The organism is Streptomyces sp. CB02980 (genome assembly GCF_014451325.2).
In the GTDB taxonomy this organism is placed as follows: Bacteria; Actinomycetota; Actinomycetes; order Streptomycetales; family Streptomycetaceae; genus Streptomyces.
In genome coordinates this window covers 48822-65292 of sequence record NZ_JACSCH020000003.1, presented here as the reverse complement: position 1 = coordinate 65292, position 16471 = coordinate 48822, and the positions used below count along the sequence as shown (strand labels likewise).

Annotated in this window: 18 protein-coding genes; 9 read left to right on the top strand and 9 right to left on the bottom strand. The window is 72.0% G+C overall.

All coding sequences use genetic code 11. The annotated features are described in order from the left end of the window. Nucleotides 1–81 precede the first annotated feature (81 nt). On the top strand, nucleotides 82–687 hold the full coding sequence (gene folE / locus E0F75_RS07185; protein ID WP_187621680.1) for a GTP cyclohydrolase I FolE: 606 nt from the start codon (nucleotides 82–84) through the stop codon (nucleotides 685–687). Nucleotides 688–708: 21 nt separating this feature from the next. Here folE and E0F75_RS07180 read toward each other — a convergent pair whose 3' ends face one another. From E0F75_RS07180 to E0F75_RS07155, 6 genes are all read right to left on the bottom strand, one after another. Then, complete coding sequence (locus E0F75_RS07180) at nucleotides 709–1191, bottom strand: DUF3180 domain-containing protein (protein WP_187621679.1); 483 nt, start codon at nucleotides 1189–1191, stop codon at nucleotides 709–711. A gap of 63 nt (nucleotides 1192–1254) precedes the next feature. Beyond that, complete coding sequence (gene folK / locus E0F75_RS07175; protein ID WP_229312570.1) at nucleotides 1255–1854, bottom strand: 2-amino-4-hydroxy-6-hydroxymethyldihydropteridine diphosphokinase; 600 nt, start codon at nucleotides 1852–1854, stop codon at nucleotides 1255–1257. Further along, nucleotides 1851–2210, bottom strand: a complete 360-nt coding sequence (folB, locus tag E0F75_RS07170; protein WP_056569486.1) for a dihydroneopterin aldolase — start codon at nucleotides 2208–2210, stop codon at nucleotides 1851–1853. Before folB ends, folK begins: the two co-directional genes overlap by 4 nt. A gap of 144 nt (nucleotides 2211–2354) precedes the next feature. Continuing rightward, nucleotides 2355–2822: a nuclear transport factor 2 family protein gene (locus E0F75_RS07165; protein ID WP_187621677.1), complete on the bottom strand. Its 468-nt coding sequence runs from the start codon at nucleotides 2820–2822 to the stop codon at nucleotides 2355–2357. Further along, the gene (gene folP, locus E0F75_RS07160; protein ID WP_187621676.1) at nucleotides 2819–3679 is read right to left on the bottom strand and encodes a dihydropteroate synthase; all 861 of its coding nucleotides are present in this window, start codon (nucleotides 3677–3679) and stop codon (nucleotides 2819–2821) included. Before folP ends, E0F75_RS07165 begins: the two co-directional genes overlap by 4 nt. A 28-nt stretch (nucleotides 3680–3707) precedes the next feature. Continuing rightward, nucleotides 3708–5552, bottom strand: a complete 1845-nt coding sequence (locus E0F75_RS07155; protein WP_187621675.1) for a phosphatidylglycerol lysyltransferase domain-containing protein — start codon at nucleotides 5550–5552, stop codon at nucleotides 3708–3710. Between the two features lie 165 nt (nucleotides 5553–5717). On the opposite strand from E0F75_RS07155, the gene E0F75_RS07150 reads away from it, so the two are divergent. Continuing rightward, on the top strand, nucleotides 5718–6830 hold the full coding sequence (locus E0F75_RS07150; protein ID WP_187621674.1) for an esterase family protein: 1113 nt from the start codon (nucleotides 5718–5720) through the stop codon (nucleotides 6828–6830). A 7-nt stretch (nucleotides 6831–6837) separates the two neighbouring features. Here the strand turns inward: E0F75_RS07150 and E0F75_RS07145 are convergent, their stop codons facing one another. Further along, nucleotides 6838–7839 carry an ABC transporter ATP-binding protein gene (locus E0F75_RS07145; RefSeq protein WP_187621673.1) on the bottom strand — a complete coding sequence of 334 codons (1002 nt, stop codon included), beginning with the start codon at nucleotides 7837–7839 and terminating at the stop codon, nucleotides 6838–6840. A 143-nt stretch (nucleotides 7840–7982) separates the two neighbouring features. On the opposite strand from E0F75_RS07145, the gene E0F75_RS07140 reads away from it, so the two are divergent. The 5 genes from E0F75_RS07140 to E0F75_RS07120 all read left to right on the top strand — a co-directional run bounded on the left by E0F75_RS07140 (nucleotide 7983) and on the right by E0F75_RS07120 (nucleotide 12096). Continuing rightward, nucleotides 7983–8669, top strand: coding sequence for an ABC transporter permease (locus E0F75_RS07140; RefSeq protein ID WP_187621672.1), 687 nt, complete (start codon nucleotides 7983–7985; stop codon nucleotides 8667–8669). 1 nt (nucleotide 8670) lies between these two features. Continuing rightward, nucleotides 8671–9372 (top strand): ABC transporter permease, encoded by a 702-nt coding sequence (locus E0F75_RS07135; RefSeq protein WP_187621671.1) that lies wholly within the window; start codon nucleotides 8671–8673, stop codon nucleotides 9370–9372. 6 nt (nucleotides 9373–9378) lie between these two features. Then, nucleotides 9379–10386 carry an ABC transporter substrate-binding protein gene (locus tag E0F75_RS07130; RefSeq protein ID WP_187621670.1) on the top strand — a complete coding sequence of 336 codons (1008 nt, stop codon included), beginning with the start codon at nucleotides 9379–9381 and terminating at the stop codon, nucleotides 10384–10386. Between the two features lie 130 nt (nucleotides 10387–10516). Then, nucleotides 10517–11611, top strand: a complete 1095-nt coding sequence (locus tag E0F75_RS07125) for a hypothetical protein (RefSeq protein ID WP_187621669.1) — start codon at nucleotides 10517–10519, stop codon at nucleotides 11609–11611. Next, nucleotides 11608–12096, top strand: coding sequence for a GNAT family N-acetyltransferase (locus E0F75_RS07120; RefSeq protein WP_187621668.1), 489 nt, complete (start codon nucleotides 11608–11610; stop codon nucleotides 12094–12096). Before E0F75_RS07125 ends, E0F75_RS07120 begins: the two co-directional genes overlap by 4 nt. Before the next feature lie 107 nt (nucleotides 12097–12203). Here E0F75_RS07120 and E0F75_RS07115 read toward each other — a convergent pair whose 3' ends face one another. Both E0F75_RS07115 and E0F75_RS07110 read right to left on the bottom strand, forming a co-directional pair. Beyond that, nucleotides 12204–13346, bottom strand: coding sequence for an NADH-quinone oxidoreductase subunit D (locus E0F75_RS07115; RefSeq protein ID WP_187621667.1), 1143 nt, complete (start codon nucleotides 13344–13346; stop codon nucleotides 12204–12206). Between the two features lie 4 nt (nucleotides 13347–13350). Continuing rightward, nucleotides 13351–14463: an SAM-dependent methyltransferase gene (locus tag E0F75_RS07110; RefSeq protein ID WP_187621666.1), complete on the bottom strand. Its 1113-nt coding sequence runs from the start codon at nucleotides 14461–14463 to the stop codon at nucleotides 13351–13353. A 97-nt stretch (nucleotides 14464–14560) separates the two neighbouring features. Between E0F75_RS07110 and E0F75_RS07105 the strand changes: the two genes are divergently transcribed. Further along, nucleotides 14561–15769: a sensor histidine kinase gene (locus tag E0F75_RS07105; protein ID WP_187621665.1), complete on the top strand. Its 1209-nt coding sequence runs from the start codon at nucleotides 14561–14563 to the stop codon at nucleotides 15767–15769. An 18-nt stretch (nucleotides 15770–15787) separates the two neighbouring features. Further along, complete coding sequence (locus E0F75_RS07100) at nucleotides 15788–16465, top strand: response regulator transcription factor (protein ID WP_187621664.1); 678 nt, start codon at nucleotides 15788–15790, stop codon at nucleotides 16463–16465. The last annotated feature ends 6 nt before the right edge of the window (nucleotides 16466–16471 follow it).

Genomic DNA, 16471 nt, shown 5'->3' with positions numbered 1-16471 from the left:
TGGCTGCCGCGCCCCCACAGGTTTTAGCCTGTGGGGGCGCGGCATTTCGCGCACATCAGTCAGACGGAACGAGGCACAGAGATGACCGACCCGGTGACGCTGGACGGCGAGGGCACGATCGGCGATTTCGACGAGAAGCGCGCCGAGGCGGCCGTACGCGAGCTCCTCATCGCGGTCGGCGAGGACCCGGACCGCGAGGGACTGCGGGAGACGCCGGGGCGGGTGGCGCGGGCGTACAAGGAGATCTTCGCGGGCCTGTGGCAGACGCCCGAGGAGGTCCTGACGACCACGTTCGACCTCGGTCACGACGAGATGGTGCTGGTCAAGGACATTGAGGTGTACTCGACATGTGAGCATCACCTCGTACCGTTCCGCGGCGTGGCGCACGTCGGGTACATCCCGTCGACGACGGGGAAGATAACCGGCCTGTCGAAGCTGGCCCGGCTCGTCGACGTCTACGCCCGCCGCCCTCAGGTGCAGGAACGGCTCACCACGCAGGTGGCGGACTCGCTGATGGACATCCTGGAGCCGCGCGGCGTCATCGTGGTCTTCGAGTGCGAGCACATGTGCATGTCGATGCGCGGCATCCGCAAGCCGGGCGCCAAGACGATCACCTCGGCCGTGCGCGGCCAGCTGCGTGACCCCGCGACCCGCGCCGAGGCGATGAGCCTCATCATGGCGCGCTGAGGCGCCACGACGGGACCGGTCTCAGACCCGGGCCTTGCCCGGGCCCTCGTCGTTGTCCTCCGGGAGCTTGCAGACGCGCTCCAGGAAGAGGGCGGCCGCGATGACGGCGATGCCCGCCGCTACCGAGAAGGCCGCGTAGAGGGCCTGGTCGCGGCGGGCCGGGACGTCGAGGGAGCCGAGGAGGAAGACGCCCGTGCCGCCGTACATGCCGGCGACGAGGGCGGCCACCAGGGCGCTCGCCTGGCCGAAGACCACCGCGCGGGCCGCCATCAGGGGTTCGACGCCCTTGGCGCCGGGGCGGCGCTCGCGCTGGGCCTTGAGGCGGGCGCGGATGGAGAGGGCGGTCGCGGTGAGGACGGCCGCGATCACGGCGAGGACGATGGGCGCGGCGATCGGCACGCTGGGCAGGGTGCCGACCGCGTCCCAGAGCCGTGCGGCGCCCCAGGAGATGATGCCGGCCGCGAGGAACAGTCCGGCGAGCACCTTCAGCCGCAGTTGTTTCACCGGGTGTCCTTCTCCTGGTCGTCGGTCGTGCTCCGCTGTGCGGTCTGCCACGAAGCGTAACGACTACTCGGGCAGACGGAGTTCCAGGTCGGCGCGGCGGGCGATGCCTTCGTCGCCGAGGGTGGCGAGGAGCGCGGCGACGGCGCCGTGGCCGGGGAGCTGGGCCTCGGGGTCCACGTCGTGCCAGGGGGCGAGGACGAAGGCGCGCTGGTGGGCGCGGGGGTGCGGGAGGGTGAGGACGGGGTCCTCGGAGACGACGTCCGCGTAGGCGACGATGTCGACGTCGATGGTGCGGGCGCCCCAGCGCTCCTCGCGGACGCGGTGGAAGGCCTCCTCGACGGCGTGGGCCCGCTCCAGGAGGGAGGAGGGCGGCAGCGTCGTCTTCACGAGCGCGACGGCGTTGAAGTAGGAGGGCTGGGTGTCGGGCTCGACGCCCCAGGGCTCCGTCTCGTACACGGGGGAGACGGCCTTGACCCGGAGGCCCGGGGTGTCCGCGAGGGCGTCGACGGCCCCCTGGAGGGTCTCCAGGCGGTTGCCGAGGTTGGCGCCGAGGGCCACGACGGCCCAGCGGGGGTTGGACAGCGTGGTGTCGGCGGCGTCGACGGTCGCGACGACGGAGGCCGGTACGGGCTGGACGGTGGGGTCGCTCTGCGTCGGCTTCATCGTCGGCTCCGGGTGATCGTGATGGTCACGTCGTCGAACGGCACGGTGATGGGCGCGTCCGGTTTGTGGACGACGACCTCCACCTCTTGTACCCCGGCGTGGCTGAGGCATTGCTGGGCGATGCGCTCGGCGAGCGTTTCGATGAGGTCGACGGGTTCTCCCTGGACGACGTCGACGACCTCTTCGGCGACGATCCCGTAGTGCACGGTCTTCGTCAGGTCGTCGTCGGCGGCCGCCGGGCGGGTGTCCAGGCCGAGGACCAGGTCCACGATGAAGGTCTGGCCCTCCTCGCGCTCCTTGGGGAAGACGCCGTGGTGGCCCCGGGCCTTGAGGCCGCGCAGCGCGACACGATCCACGCGAATCACTCCTGCTGTCGTAGTTCGGTGGCCACGCAGCCGGGTGCGGACGGCCGGGTGTCCAGCATCGAATCTACCTGCGGGGACCGACAGAGCTTGCCCGTGGGGGCCGTCGGCGGGTCCGCGGGGCGGGTGGCGGAGGTGTTACGGGGTGTCGCCGCCGGGCTCCTCGTCCGCTGTTTCCTCGGTGTCCGTGAGGACCGGGGAGGCGTGGTGGGACCAGATCCTCCAGCCGTCGGGTGTGTGGCGGAACACATTGGTGGCGACGACGAGCTGTCCGACGAGGGGTCCCAGTTCGGCGCCGTCCTCGGCGGGGCCGCCGCTGAGGATGTTCTCGGTGCAGGTGACGACGGCGGTCCGGCCGGCGAGGGAGATCTTGAGGTCGGTGAGGAAGAACTGGATGTACTCGGTGTTCGCCATGATCAGCGCGTACGAGCGGAGCACCTCACCGCGTCCGGTGAGGACGGGCCAGCCGGGGTGGACGCAGGTGATGGGGGTGGCTCCGTCGTCGAGCCAGAGCGCCGAGACGCCTTCGAAGTCGCCGGTCTCCATCGCCTCGTAGAAGGCGGTGTTGGCGGCTTCGACGGCCGCCTCGTCGGCGCTGCGGCTCACGCGGCTCCCTCGACGGCGCGGGCGACCCGTACGGCGTCGGCGGTGGCCCGGACCTCGTGGACGCGGACGGCCCACGCGCCCGCGTGGGCGGCGAGGGCGGAGACGGCGGCGGTGGCGGCGTCGCGTTCGCGCGCGGGCGGCGGCGAGGCGCCCTCGCGGGCGAGGACGTGGCCGAGGAATCGCTTGCGGGAGGCGGCGACGAGGAGGGGGCGGCCGAGGGCGCGGAGTTCGGGGAGGTGGGCGACGAGGGCGAGGTCGTGGGGGGCGAGCTTGGCGAAGCCGAGGCCCGGGTCGACGACGATGCGCTCGGGGTCGATGCCGCCGTCGATGACGGCTTCGAGGCGGGTGCGGAGTTCGCCGACGACCTCGGTGACGACGTCGTCGTACACGGCGAGGCTGTTCATGTCCTGGCTGAATCCGCGCCAGTGCATGACGACGAAGGGGACCTCGGCGGCGGCGACGGCGGGGACCATGCCGGGGTCGGCGAGGCCGCCGCTCACGTCGTTGACGAGGAGGGCGCCGGCTTCGACGGCGCGGGCGGCGACGCGGGCGCGCATGGTGTCGACGGAGACGGTGACGCCTTCGGCGGCGAGGCCGCGGACGACGGGGACGACGCGGCGGAGTTCCTCCTCCTCGTCGACGCGGCTGGCGCCGGGCCGGGTGGACTCGCCGCCGACGTCGACGAGGTCGGCGCCCTCGGCGACGAGGTCGAGGCCGTGTTTGACGGCGGCCGTGGTGTCGAACCAGCGGCCGCCGTCGGAGAAGGAGTCGGGGGTCACGTTGACCACGCCCATGACCGCGCAGCGGTCCCACTCCGGCAGGCCCCGGGCCGTACCCCGGTCGATCGTCGTACTCATGCGTCCAGCGTAGGGCCCAGGGGTGGCATCAGGCCGCCCGGACCTCGCGCTCGGCGGGGGCGGGGACGATGTGGGCGCAGGGGCGCGGGGCCGGGGCGGGACGCCTGCGGGTGAAGGGGCGGGGCAGCGCGAGGTTCACGAAGCCTTCGGCCTGCATGGCGGCGAAGCCGATGCGGGGGAGGTCGCGGCTCTTGCGGTAGACGACGAAGCGGGGTTCCCAGCGGGGCCGGAACTTGGCGTTGAACTTGTACAGCGACTCGATCTGGAACCAGCGGGAGAGGAAGACGAGGAGTCCGCGCCAGACGCGCAGGACGGGTCCGGCGCCGATCTTCTCGCCGCGGGCGAGGGCCGAGCGGAACATGGCGAAGTTGAGGGACACGCGCGCGATGCCGAGGCCGGGGGAGGCCTGGAGGGCGGCGACGATGAGGAGCTCGTTCATGCCGGGGTCGGCGGAGCGGTCGCGGCGCATGAGTTCCAGGGACATGCCGTCCGGGCCCCAGGGGACGAAGTGGATGATCGCCTTGAGGTCGCCGTAGACGGAGTCGGGGTCGTCGCCCGCGTCGGTCTTGTGGGCGGTCGCTATCACGGCGTCGCCGTCGCCGGGGGTGCCGATGCGGCCGAGGGCCATGGAGAAGCCGCGTTCGGTGTCGGTGCCGCGCCAGTCGGCGGCGGCGCGGCGGACCTGTTCGAGTTCGGCGTCGTCGAGGTCACGGACGCGGCGGACCCGGGTGGTGTAGCCGTTGCGCTCGATGCGCTTGACCATCTGGCGGACGTTGCGCATGGCCCGTCCGGAGAGGGAGAAATCCGCGACGTCGACGACCGCCTCGTCGCCGAGTTCGAGGGCGTCGAGGCCGGTCTCGCGGGTCCAGACCTGGCCGCCGGTCTCGGAGCAGCCCATGACGGCGGGGGTCCAGGAGTGGGCCTTGGCCTCGTCCATGAAGCGTTCGATGGCGCCGGGCCAGGCCTCGACGTCGCCGATGGGGTCGCCGCTGGCGAGCATGACGCCGGAGACGACGCGGTAGCAGACGGCGGCCTTTCCGCTGGGGGAGAAGACGACGCCCTTGTCGCGGCGGAGCGCGAAGTGTCCGAGGGAGTCGCGGCCGCCGTGCTGGTCGAGGAGGGCGCGGAGCCGGACCTCGTCCTCGTCGGTGAGGCGGGCGGCGGGGTGCTCGGGGCGGAAGGCGAGGTAGATGGTGGTGAGGGCGGTGAGCATGCCGAGGGCGCCGAGGGAGTAGCCGACGGTCCAGTCGACGCCGTTGCTGTAGCCGACGGGGCCTTCGACGCCGAAGAGTCCGTACAGGACGTGTTCGAGGCGGTCGGCGAGGCTGGGGCTGCCGATGACGCGGCGCGGGTGGGCGCTGACGATGACGAGGCCGAGGGCGATGGATCCGGCGCCCATGACGACGAAGTTGGCGAGTGCGCGCCAGCGGCTGCGCGGGTCGGGCAGGGAGGCGAACTCGCCGCGGTGGCGCAGGAGGAGCGTGAGGAGTACGAGGGAGAGGAGGGCGCCGAGGACGGAGTGGCGCCAGACGAACTGGGCTGCGGCGCCGAGGGGGAGCAGGACGACGGCGGCGCGCCAGGCGCGGCGCTTGTGCCGCTTGAGGCCGTGGGCGAGGAGCAGCAGGAGGACGCCGGCGCTCAGGGAGAGAGCGGCGGAGAGGGGGCCGAGGGTGCCGGGGAGGACCTCCGCCACGGCGTGCATCCGGCTTGCGCGGAAGCGGGGGAAGACGCCGGCGGCGATGTCGATGAGGCCGATCAGGGTGCAGGCGGTGCCGACGAGCGCGGGGACCTTCTCGGGGCGGGGGCCGCGGAGAATCCGGCGTACTCGAACCGGAACCAATCCTGATTTGTCCCCATCTACTGTGACAGACATGGCTTCCCGTGCTTCCCGTGGTCCTGCGAAGGGTCCTTGACTCCGGTCGGGCCCTGCGGCGCGTTCGGCGGGCCGTTCCGGCTGGTGCGCCTTCTAGGACGGAGCCGTGCGGAATCGGGTTCATCGGTCCACAGGAAATTCTCAGAAAGAAGGCTCGGTCGCCCCATGGGTCTCACCAGCAACAAAGTCCTCGTGGTGGCGGTCGTGCTGGCCGTGGCGCTGTTCCTCGCCACGGTCTGGCTCTGGCCGCGGCTCGCGCGTCGCGGCTGGCGGGCGGTGGTGGGGCGGATCGGGCTGCTGCTGATGACGCAATTGGCGCTGTTCGCCGCGGTGGGCCTGGGGGCGAACCGTTCCTTCCTCTTCTACGGCTCGTGGGCCGACCTGCTCGGGCAGGAGCAGGACATGGGTGTGGTCGTCGACCACGCGGCCGGTTCGAAGGACATCAAGGTGGTGGGGAGACAGGGGCTCGACGTGCCGGGCGGCGGCCGTCCGACGACCGCCGGCCAGATACAGAAGGTCGTCGTGGCGGGGGAGCGGTCCGGGATCGTCTCGCCGGCCTATGTGTACCTGCCGCCGGAGTACTTCCAGGCGAAGTACGCCAAGCGCACCTTCCCGGCCACGGTGGTGCTGACGGGGTATCCCGGCACGGCGGAGAACCTGATCAAAGGGCTGAGGTACCCGAAGACTGCCTACCTCCAGGCGAAGGAGGGCAGGATGCAGCCGATGATCCTCGTGATGCTCCGCCCGACGGTGGCGCCGCCGCGGGACACCGAGTGCGTGGACATTCCGGGTGGCCCGCAGACGGAGACCTTCTTCGCCGAGGACCTGCCGAAGGCGGTCTCGGAGACGTACCGGGTGGGCACGAAGCCCCGTAACTGGGGCTTCATGGGGATCTCCACCGGCGGGTACTGCGCGTTGAAGATCGCCCTGCACCACCCCGACCGGTTCGCCGCCGGGGCGGGACTGTCCGCGTACTACCGGGCGGCGGAGGACGTGACGACCGGCGACCTCTTCCACGGGGACGACAGCCTGCGCAAGCGGGGCGACCTGCTGTGGAGCCTGGACCACCGGCCGCAGGGCCCGTCGTCGTTCCTGGTGTCGACGTCGAAGCGGGGTGAGGGCAACCGGCGGGCGACGCTCGACTTCATCAAGAAGGTGAAGAGCCCGGCGAAGGTCTCGTCGATCACGCTGAAGAGCGGCGGCCACAACTTCAACACGTGGAACCGCGAGATCCCGCCGGGGCTGGTCTGGATGAGCGGCAAGCTCAGCGCGACCTGAGCCCCGCTCAGGAAGTCTGGGCCGAGACCGACGCCCGGCGCAGGGCGCGGTGGACGCCCTCCGGGGTGAGGACGCCGAGCGGCCGGCCGTCGTCGCCGGTGACCGTGAGCCGGCCCGTGTCGTGCTGGAGGAGCACGGCGAGGGCGTCCTTGAGCGAGGTCCCGAGCGGGACGGGGTCGGGGGCGCCGTCCCGGCTCCCGGTCTTGTCCGTCACCACGGGACCTCGCGCCGGTACGGGGTCGAGGTCGGCCTCCGTGACGGGCGTGACCGCGAGCCGCTTCAGGCCGCGGTCGCTGCCGACGAAGTCCGCGACGTACGGGGTGGCGGGGGCGCCGAGGACGGTCGCGGGCGCGTCGAACTGCTCGATGCGGCCCTGTCCGTAGACCGCCATGCGGTCGCCCATGCGGACGGCCTCCTCGATGTCGTGGGTGACGAGGAGGACGGTCTTGCGGACGGTGGCCTGGAGGGCGAGGAACTCGTTCTGGAGGCGTTCGCGGACCACCGGGTCGACGGCGCCGAACGGTTCGTCCATGAGGAGGACCGGCGGGTCCGCGGCGAGGGCGCGGGCCACGCCGACGCGCTGGCGCTGACCGCCGGAGAGCTGCGCGGGGTACCGGGAGCCGTAGACGGCGGGGTCGAGGCCGACGAGGTCGAGGAGTTCGGCCGCACGCGCGCGTGCCGCCGCCTTCTTCCAGCCGAGGAGGGCGGGGACGGTCGCGGTGTTGTCGAGGACCGTGCGGTGGGGGAAGAGCCCGACCTGCTGGATGACGTAGCCGATCTTGCGGCGCAGGGCGACGGGGTCGACGCCGGCGATGTCCTCACCGTCGACGAGGACATGGCCGGAGGTCGGCTCGACCAGCCGGTTCACCATCATCATCGTGGTCGTCTTGCCGCAGCCGGACGGCCCGACCAGGGTGACGAGTTCGCCCTCCGCCACCTCGAACGAGAGGTCGTCGACGGCGGTGGTGCCGTCCGGGTACCGCTTGGTCACGTGCTCGAACCGGATCATGGGTCCCCATTCTGGCCCCTGGACGCCGGGGGTGTGTGAAGGGCGTGTTGCCGCATTGTGGCGGGTCTCGGGGATTGTCGGTGGCGGGGGTTAGGGTCGTCAGACATGCGTTCGGAAGATCGACGAGCCGGGGGGAGGGACGGATGAGCGCACCGAACTGTCTGGTCACGAACGACTGGATCTGCGGTGAGTATCTGCGCACCCGCTCCCAGGAGTTGACCGACGCCACGCTCCAGCATGTGGGAATCACGGTCGTGTCCGTGCTGATCGCGCTCGCCGTCGCGGTGCCGCTCGCCCTGCTCGTCCGGGCCAGGCCCCGCTTCGCGGGCCCCGTCCTCGGACTGACCACCCTGCTCTACACGGTGCCGTCGCTCGCCATGTTCTCCCTGCTGCTGCCCCTCTTCGGGCTCTCGTCGGCGCTCGTGGTCACCGGCCTCGTGCTGTACGCGCTGACGATCCTCGTACGGAACACGCTGGCGGGACTCGCCGCCGTGCCCGCCGAGACCAGGGAGGCCGCCCGGGGCATGGGGTACGGCTCGATGCGCCTCCTGTGGCAGGTCGAGCTGCCGCTGGCGCTCCCGGTTCTGATGGCGGGGATACGGATGGCGACCGTCTCCACGATCGCGCTGACGACGGTCGGTTCGGTCGTCGGCCGCGGCGGTCTCGGCAATCTCATCGAGGACGCGCTGCCCACCTTCTTCAAGGCGCAGATGCTCGCCGCCTCGGTGCTGTGCGTGCTGCTCGCCGTCGCCGCCGACCTGTTGCTCCTGGGACTCCAGCGGCTGCTCACGCCGTGGACCCGGATACGGACCGCGCCGGGAGGTGGGTGAGATGGGCATAGTGACGGATGCCTGGGGCTGGCTCACCACCGGCGCGCACTGGACGGGCGAGGAGGGCATCGGACAGCGGCTCGCCGAGCACGTGTACGTGAGCGGGGCGGCGCTGCTGATCGCCGCGGCGCTCGCGCTGCCGCTGGGCCTCTGGCTCGGCCACCTCGGCCGGGGCGGGGCCCTCGCGGTGAACGTGTCGAACGTGGGGCGGGCGATCCCCGTCTTCGCGGTCCTCGCCCTGTTCATGGTGTCCCCCCTGCGGAACGCCGGATATGTGCCGACCGTCGTGGCCCTCGTGCTGTTCGCGATACCCCCGCTCCTCACCAACGCGTACGTGGGGATGCGGGAGGTGGACCAGGCCGCGGTACGGGCCGCGCGGGGCATGGGGATGACCGGCGGGCAGCTGTTCCGGCAGGTCGAACTGCCGCTGGCCCGCCCGGTGGTGATGACCGGGGTGCGCTCGGCGGCGGTCCAGGTGGTGGCCACGGCGACGGTCGCGGCGATGGTCGGCCAGGGTGGCCTGGGCCGGATCATCACGGCCGGCTTCGCCACGTACGACACGGCGCAGGTCGTCGCGGGCGCGGTCCTGGTGGCCCTGCTCGCCCTCCTGGTGGAGGGCGTCCTGGTGGGCGCGGACCGGCTGCTCTTTCCACGCTTCGAGCAACGGCTCGACCAACGATTCGATCAACTGAGCAAACGCTGACTGGGGATGGGTGATCTCGTGAACAGGGTCTCGCGTATCGCGGGCGCGGTGCTGGGGACGGCGGCGCTGACCGTCGCGCTGGCCGCGTGCGGCGGTGACAGCCTGGAGGAGGGCAAGAAGAAGGGCTCGGGAAGCTCCGGGGACGCCGGGAACTCCGGCGGCGCGAAGAAGGGCTCGCTGGTCGTCGGCGCGGCGGCCTTCACCGAGGCCAAGGTGCTCGCCGAGCTGTACGCCCAGGCGCTGCGGGACGCCGGATACTCCGTATCCATCACCACCGTGAAGAATCGCGAGCTGTACGAGCCCTCGCTGGAGAAGGGCGAGATCGACGTCGTCCCCGAATACGCGGCGACCATCGCGGAATTCCTCAACGCGAAGGTGAACGGTCCGAAGGCGCCCGAGGACAAGCCGGTCGCCTCCGGTGACGCGACGGCCACGGTCGAGGCGCTGCGGAAGCTCGCCGAACCGCGCGGCCTGAAGGTTCTCGCGGTCGGTGAGGCGGTCGATCAGAACGCGTTCGCGGTGACGAAGGAATTCGCCGAGAAGAACAAGCTGAAGACGCTTTCCGATCTCGGCGGTTCGAAGCTGAAGGTGAAGATCGCCGCCGGCGACGAATGCGCGGTGCGGCCGTTCTGCGCGCCCGGCCTGAAGAAGACGTACGGGATCGACGTGACCGGGATCGACCCCAAGGGCGTCGGCACCCCGCAGGCCAAGCAGGCGGTGAAGGACGGGGTGGACCAGCTGGTCCTGACGACCACCACGGACGCCACCGTCGACAGCTACGGCCTGGTCTTCCTCGAGGACGACAAGAAGCTGCAGAACGCCGACAACGTGCTGCCCGTGGTGAACGCCGAGGACGCCGGTTCCCCCGAGATAGCCGCCGCCCTGGACAAGATCACCAAGGTGCTGACCACAGCGGATCTCGCCGAACTCAACCGCAAGGTCGACGCCGAGCGCGCGAAGCCGGAGGACGTCGCCAAGGCGTATCTGGAGACGAAGGGGCTGCTCAACAAGTAGGCGTCGAGTGAGGGGCGTCGGCCCGAAACGGAACCGGAACGGTGGATATCCACTTCTGGTGACGAGAAGTGGCCAAGAGATTGCCGGGCCGACACCCCACACGGCGCCTACGCACGGTAAATTTCAGGCCATGCCACGTGGACGCCACCGCCATTCCCCGCCTCTGCACAAGCTGCTGCCGCCCTCCGCGGTCGCCGGCGCCGCGGTCGTGTGTGCCGCGGCCGCCTGGCTGCCCGGTGACCTGATCGTCGTACGGCTGCTCGCGGCCGCCGCGGCGGCCGCCGCCGTCACCGGTGCCGTCCTCATGCGCAGTTGGGACCGGGGCGCAGGACTGCGGGTCGCCGAGCTCGACCGGGCCCGCACCGCCGACCAGTGGAAGGCCGAGGAGCGGGTCGCCGAGCTGGAGTCCGACGTCGAAGAGGCCCGCGCGCTTCGCTCGCGGCTCGACGCGAAGCTCCGAGCCAAGCGGGTGGAGCTGGCCGGGCTCCGTGGCGAGCACGCCGATCTGCTCCGCCGGTACGCCACGGCCGAGACCGAGCGGGCCAGTGCGCTGGAAGGCGCCCGTGTCCTGGCGCTGGAGTCGGCGACCGGTACGGCCGGCGACGCCAAGGCGCTGCCTGCCGGGGGCTCCACGCCCACGCCCGAGGCATACCGTCGCGCGGCCCAGGCGCTGCGCGACCTCCCGCGCAACGCCGCGGCCCAGCAGGCCCGCCGCACCACCGAGGCCGCCCGCGCGCGCGACCTCGCCGAGCGGGCCCGTGAGACGGAGGAGCCGCAGGGGAAGCACGCGGCGGCCGCCGGAACCGAGCACAGCCGACCGGCCGCCCCCGCCCTCGCACTTCCGCCCGCGTCCACGAAGGTCCCTGCGGTCCCGACGGCGTCCGCGATCGTCCCGTACGCGGCCCGCAGGCCCGTCCTGCGCCCCGAGGGCAACTTCGACTTCTTCGGTACGCAGAAGGCGGCGGCCGCGATCGAGGCGGTGCAGCACACGGACCTCGCCGACGTCGTGGGCGAAGAGGTCCTGGAGGAGGTCATGGCGACGCAGGCGGCGCTCGGCGCCCCGCTGCTCACCCCTGTCAGCCCCACGGGGACGCCGGGGAACCCGCTGGCGCCGGCGCAGACGAAGGCGCAGGTGCAGGCGGTGGGCCAGGTCATCGACCTGACGGCGCACGACGAGACCGAGCAGCTCGATGTGGCCGAACTGCGCGGTGCGGTGAACTCGTGACGTACCGCCTCACCGACTTCCCGGCCGGTGAGGTCGCCGGGCACCGTGACGAACTGCTCGCCCTGAGTGCCCAGGCCTTCTGCGGTGCTCCCTGGCACGAGCCGCCGCTCGGTGCCGTGCGCACCGTGGACCGGCTGCTCGACTCGGCCGCGCGGCGGGACGACTTCACCGCGGTGGTCGCGCTCGACGCCGACGGGGCCCTGCTCGGGTTCGCGGCCGGCTGGACCGACACCGTCCTGACCGGCGGTGAGACCGCCTTCGAACTCGCCGAGCTCGTTGTCGTCCCCGGTCACCAGGGACGTGGCATCGGCCGCGGTCTCCACGACGCCCTGCTCGCGGCCGGGACGCCCCGGCCGGCCCTGCTCATGACCCTCGACGTACCGGAACTGACGGACCGGTACGCGCGCTGGGGCTGGGCGGTGGTGGACCGGCGCCGCCCCGGCAAGGAGGAGCGGGAGTACGTCGTCATGCGCCGGGAGCGCTGACACCGGCCGGGCCCCGGTTGAGGGGCACAGCCCCGGCCCCGGGCCAGGGACAACCGCCCCAAGCCCCAAGCCCCAAGCCCCGGGTCAGGGGCGCAGTCAGGTCCTCGCTACTTGTCGATGTCGCCGACGACGAAGAACAGCGAGCCCAGGATCGCCACCATGTCCGCGACAAGCGTCCCCGGCAGCAGTTCCACCAGCGCCTGGATGTTGTTGAACGACGCCGAGCGCAGCTTCAGCCGGTACGGGGTCTTCTCGCCCTTGGACACCAGGTAGTAGCCGTTCACACCGAGCGGATTCTCGGTCCACGCGTACGTGTGTCCCTCCGGCGCCTTGAGCACCTTCGGCAGCCGCTGGTTGATCGGCCCCGGCGCCAGCTCCGCCATCCGGTCCAGGCACGCGTCCGCGAGGTCCAGGGAGTTGTGCGTCTGCTCCAGCAGGCACTCGAACCGGGCCAGGCAGTCGCCCTCCTCGCGGACCACGACCCGCAGGGTGTCCTGGAGCTCCCCGTAGGCCAGGTACGGCTCGTCGCGGCGCAGGTCGAAGTCGACGCCCGAGGCGCGGGCGATGGGCCCCGACACCCCGTACGCGTGGACCGCCGCCGGGGACAGCACGCCGACCCCCCGCGTACGGCCCCGGAAGATCTCGTTGCCGAGGACGAGCCGGTCGTACACGTCCATCCGCGAGCGGACGTCGGCGACCGCCTGGCGGGCCCGGCCCAGCCAGCCGGCGGGCAGGTCCTCCTTGAGGCCCCCGACCCGGTTGAACATGTAGTGCATCCGGCCGCCGGAGACCTCCTCCATCACGGCCTGGAGCTCCTCCCGCTCCCGGAAGGCGTGGAAGACCGGGGTGATACCGCCCAGTTCGAGGGGGTACGAGCCGAGGAACATCAAATGGTTGAGGACCCGGTTCAGCTCGGCGAGGAGCGTGCGGGTCCACACCGCGCGCTCGGGGACCTCCATGCCCAGCATCCGCTCGACGGCCATGACCACGCCGAGCTCGTTCGAGAAGGCGGAGAGCCAGTCGTGTCGGTTGGCCAGCATGATGATCTGCCGGTAGTCCCGCGCCTCGAAGAGCTTCTCGGCGCCGCGGTGCATATAGCCGATCACCGGCTCGGCCTGCCGCACGACCTCGCCGTCGAGTACGAGCCGCAGCCGGAGCACACCGTGGGTCGAGGGATGCTGCGGCCCGATGTTCAGCACCATGTCGGTGCTCTCCGCCGCGCCGCCGATGCCGACCGTCGTCTCCGTCATGCGGTCAGTATCCCCCCTCCCCCGGAGGCCTCGTAGCCCCGCCCGGGACCCGCCGGGTCAGCCAGAGGAAGTCGCCGAGACCGCCGCGGGCGGTGAGCTCGGCGGCCTCCCCGGCGGAGGAGAGGGCACGGACGTACGCGACGGGGTCGGTCGAGGCGAGGGCGAGCGGCGGTCGCCCGCCGGACACCCCGAGCCGCCCGAGCGCCTCCCGTTGTGTGACCAGCTCGGCCACGCGCGGCCCGTCCTCGCCGCTGCCGCCGGCATCGCCACCGCCACCGTCGCCGACCGCCGCCGCGCACGCGTCCAGCGCCACATGCGCCGTCAGGTCGCAGCTGCCGTCCGGCACCGGCGGGACCTCGCGGCCCGCCCGGAAGCCGGTCAGCGAGCCGAAGGGCGGTCGGGCGTCCCGTACGTGCGCGTAGTCCACGGCCACCGCGCGGCCCGCCGACAGCGAGGCCACCGCCGACGCCCAGGCCTCGTCGCGCGGCCGGCCGATCTCGGCCCGCGCGCCCGGCTCCCGCAGCGGCCACCAGCGGGCCAGCCACTCCGCGTCCGCGCCGGAGACGGGATCGCCGAGCCGTTCCGTGCCGTCCGGGCGGACCTCGACGTACCGGGCCGTGCCCTCGGCGTCCGCCTCGGCGACGTCCACCGGCACGTTGTCGAGCCACTCGTTCGCGAAGACGAGCCCCCGCACGCCCCGGGGCAGCCGGTCGGTCCACTCGATCCGGGGATCGAGCCCGGCGGGCCGGTCCGCGCGCTCGACGGCGTACGCCCGGACCGTCAGGCCACCCGGGATGTCGCTTGTGACGTCGCCCGTGGCGTCACCCGTGATGCGGCCCGTGGCGCCGTCGCCGCTCCCGATCGCGGTGAGTACTCCCGTGAGCAGCTCCCCCCGCCCCGCGCCCACGTCGACGAGGTCGACCTCGGACGTTCCCAGCTCCTGCGCGACCTCGGCGAGCAGCCGGGCCACCGCCGCCGCGAAGAGCGGGGAGGCGTGCACCGAGGTGCGGAAGTGTCCCGCCGGCCCCTCGGGTCGCAGATAGAAGCCCCCCGGGCCGTACAGCGCCCGTTCCGTGGCCTGCCGCCACCCCTGCCACTGACACGTCTCATCCGTCACGCGCCCCAGTCTCCACCTCGGGGAGTACGGGTCCCGCGCCAAGGATCGACCCCACGGTTGATCCCTGCACCTATCTCCCTTCCCTACTCTGGGTGACGTGCAGCGCCTTTACGACTTCATCCGCAGACACCCGACGGGCGTCGACACCTTCTGGGCGGTCGTCCTCCTGGGGTTCTCCATGCTGTGGGTGGTGTCGGCCGGCCAGGGCACGGTGGAGGGCCATCCCGTTGGGTACGCCCTCGTCGCCGTGCTCTTCTCCCTGGTCGTGGCCCTGAGGCGCCGCGCCCCGGAGAAGATGCTGGTCCTCTCGGTCGGCCTCGGGCTGGGGCAGCTCGCCTTCGGCCTGACGCCGTTCATGGCCGACTTCGCCATGCTCGTGATCATCTACACCGTCGCCGCGCACGACGGACCCCGCTGGGCGTCCCGGCTCGCGCTGGCCGGCGGACTCTGCGCCGCCACGCTCTCCCAGCTGAGATGGCCCATGGAAGGGACCGAGTCCGCTGCGGCCAAGGTCTTTTTCACGGTCATCATGACCGTCCCGTTCGCACTCGCCTGGGTCCTCGGCGACTCGCTCCGCACCCGCCGCGCCTACTTCGCGCAGCTTGAGGAGCGGGCCTCCCGCCTGGAGCGGGAGCGCGAGGCGCAGGCCAAGGTCGCGGTCGCCGCCGAGCGGGCCCGGATCGCCCGCGAGCTGCACGACGTCGTCGCGCACAACGTGTCGGTGATGGTGGTGCAGGCCGACGGCGCCGCGTACGTCATGGACTCCTCCCCGGAGACCGCCAAGCAGGCCCTGGACACCATCTCCACCACCGGCCGGCAGGCGCTCGCCGAGATGCGCAGGCTGCTCGGCATCCTGCGGACCGGTGAGCACCAGGAGGCCGGGGAGTACGTGCCGCAGCCCGACGTGAAGCAGATCGAGGACCTGGTCGAGCAGGTGCGGGGGGCCGGTCTGACCGTGGACTTCGCGATCGAGGGGAGCCCGCGCCCGCTGCCCAGCGGCGTCGAGCTCACCGCGTACCGGATCGTGCAGGAGGCCCTCACCAACTCGCGCAAGCACGGCGGTCCTGACGTCGGGGCCAGCGTCCGGCTGGTGTACTTCGACGACGGCCTCGGACTGCTCGTCGAGGACGACGGCCGGGGAGCGCCGCAGGAGATGTACGAGGACGGGGGTGCCGACGGCCGGGGCCACGGTCTGATCGGCATGCGGGAGCGGGTCGGCATGGTCGGCGGCACGCTGGACGCGGGCCCGCGTCCCGGTGGAGGCTTCCGGATCAGCGCCCTGCTCCCTCTCAAGTCCGCTCACTGACGACCCCGAAGGAATCTGATGTCCATCCGCGTGATGCTTGTCGACGACCAGGTGCTGCTGCGCACCGGTTTCCGTATGGTGCTGGCCGCCCAGCCGGACATGGAGGTCGTGGCGGAGGCGGGCGACGGGGTCGAGGCGCTTGAGGTGCTGCGTTCGACGGCGGTCGACGTCGTGCTGATGGATGTGCGCATGCCCAAGCTCGACGGGGTGGAGACGACCCGGCGGATCTGCTCCCAGCCGGACGCGCCGAAGGTGCTGATCCTGACCACCTTCGACCTCGACGAGTACGCGTTCTCGGGGCTGAAGGCGGGCGCGAGCGGCTTCATGCTGAAGGACGTGCCGCCGGCGGAGCTGCTCGGCGCGATCCGCTCGGTCCACAGCGGTGACGCGGTGGTGGCGCCCTCGACCACCCGGCGGCTCCTCGACCGTTTCTCGCCGATGCTGCCGTCGTCGGGCAAGGAGCCCGAGCGCAAGGAGCTGGGACGGCTCACCGACCGGGAGCGCGAGGTGATGATGCTGGTCGCGCAGGGCCTGTCGAACGGCGAGATCGCCGCCCGGCTCGTCCTCTCCGAGGCGACGGTGAAGACCCATGTGGGCCGCATCCTGACCAAGCTGGGTCTGCGCGACCGGGTCCAGGTCGTCGTCCTCGCGTACGAGACGGGCCTGGTCCGGGCGGGCGGCGGCGCGGCGAACTGAGCGAGG

Coding starts and splice junctions, on each gene's coding strand:
- folE (WP_187621680.1), top strand. CDS start 82: ATGACCGACCCGGTGACGCTGGACGGCGAGGGCACGATCGGCGATTTC.
- folK (WP_229312570.1), bottom strand. CDS start 1,854: ATGAAGCCGACGCAGAGCGACCCCACCGTCCAGCCCGTACCGGCCTCC.
- folP (WP_187621676.1), bottom strand. CDS start 3,679: ATGAGTACGACGATCGACCGGGGTACGGCCCGGGGCCTGCCGGAGTGG.
- E0F75_RS07155 (WP_187621675.1), bottom strand. CDS start 5,552: ATGTCTGTCACAGTAGATGGGGACAAATCAGGATTGGTTCCGGTTCGA.
- E0F75_RS07150 (WP_187621674.1), top strand. CDS start 5,718: ATGGGTCTCACCAGCAACAAAGTCCTCGTGGTGGCGGTCGTGCTGGCC.
- E0F75_RS07145 (WP_187621673.1), bottom strand. CDS start 7,839: ATGATCCGGTTCGAGCACGTGACCAAGCGGTACCCGGACGGCACCACC.
- E0F75_RS07140 (WP_187621672.1), top strand. CDS start 7,983: ATGAGCGCACCGAACTGTCTGGTCACGAACGACTGGATCTGCGGTGAG.
- E0F75_RS07135 (WP_187621671.1), top strand. CDS start 8,671: ATGGGCATAGTGACGGATGCCTGGGGCTGGCTCACCACCGGCGCGCAC.
- E0F75_RS07130 (WP_187621670.1), top strand. CDS start 9,379: ATGGGTGATCTCGTGAACAGGGTCTCGCGTATCGCGGGCGCGGTGCTG.
- E0F75_RS07125 (WP_187621669.1), top strand. CDS start 10,517: ATGCCACGTGGACGCCACCGCCATTCCCCGCCTCTGCACAAGCTGCTG.
- E0F75_RS07115 (WP_187621667.1), bottom strand. CDS start 13,346: ATGACGGAGACGACGGTCGGCATCGGCGGCGCGGCGGAGAGCACCGAC.
- E0F75_RS07100 (WP_187621664.1), top strand. CDS start 15,788: ATGTCCATCCGCGTGATGCTTGTCGACGACCAGGTGCTGCTGCGCACC.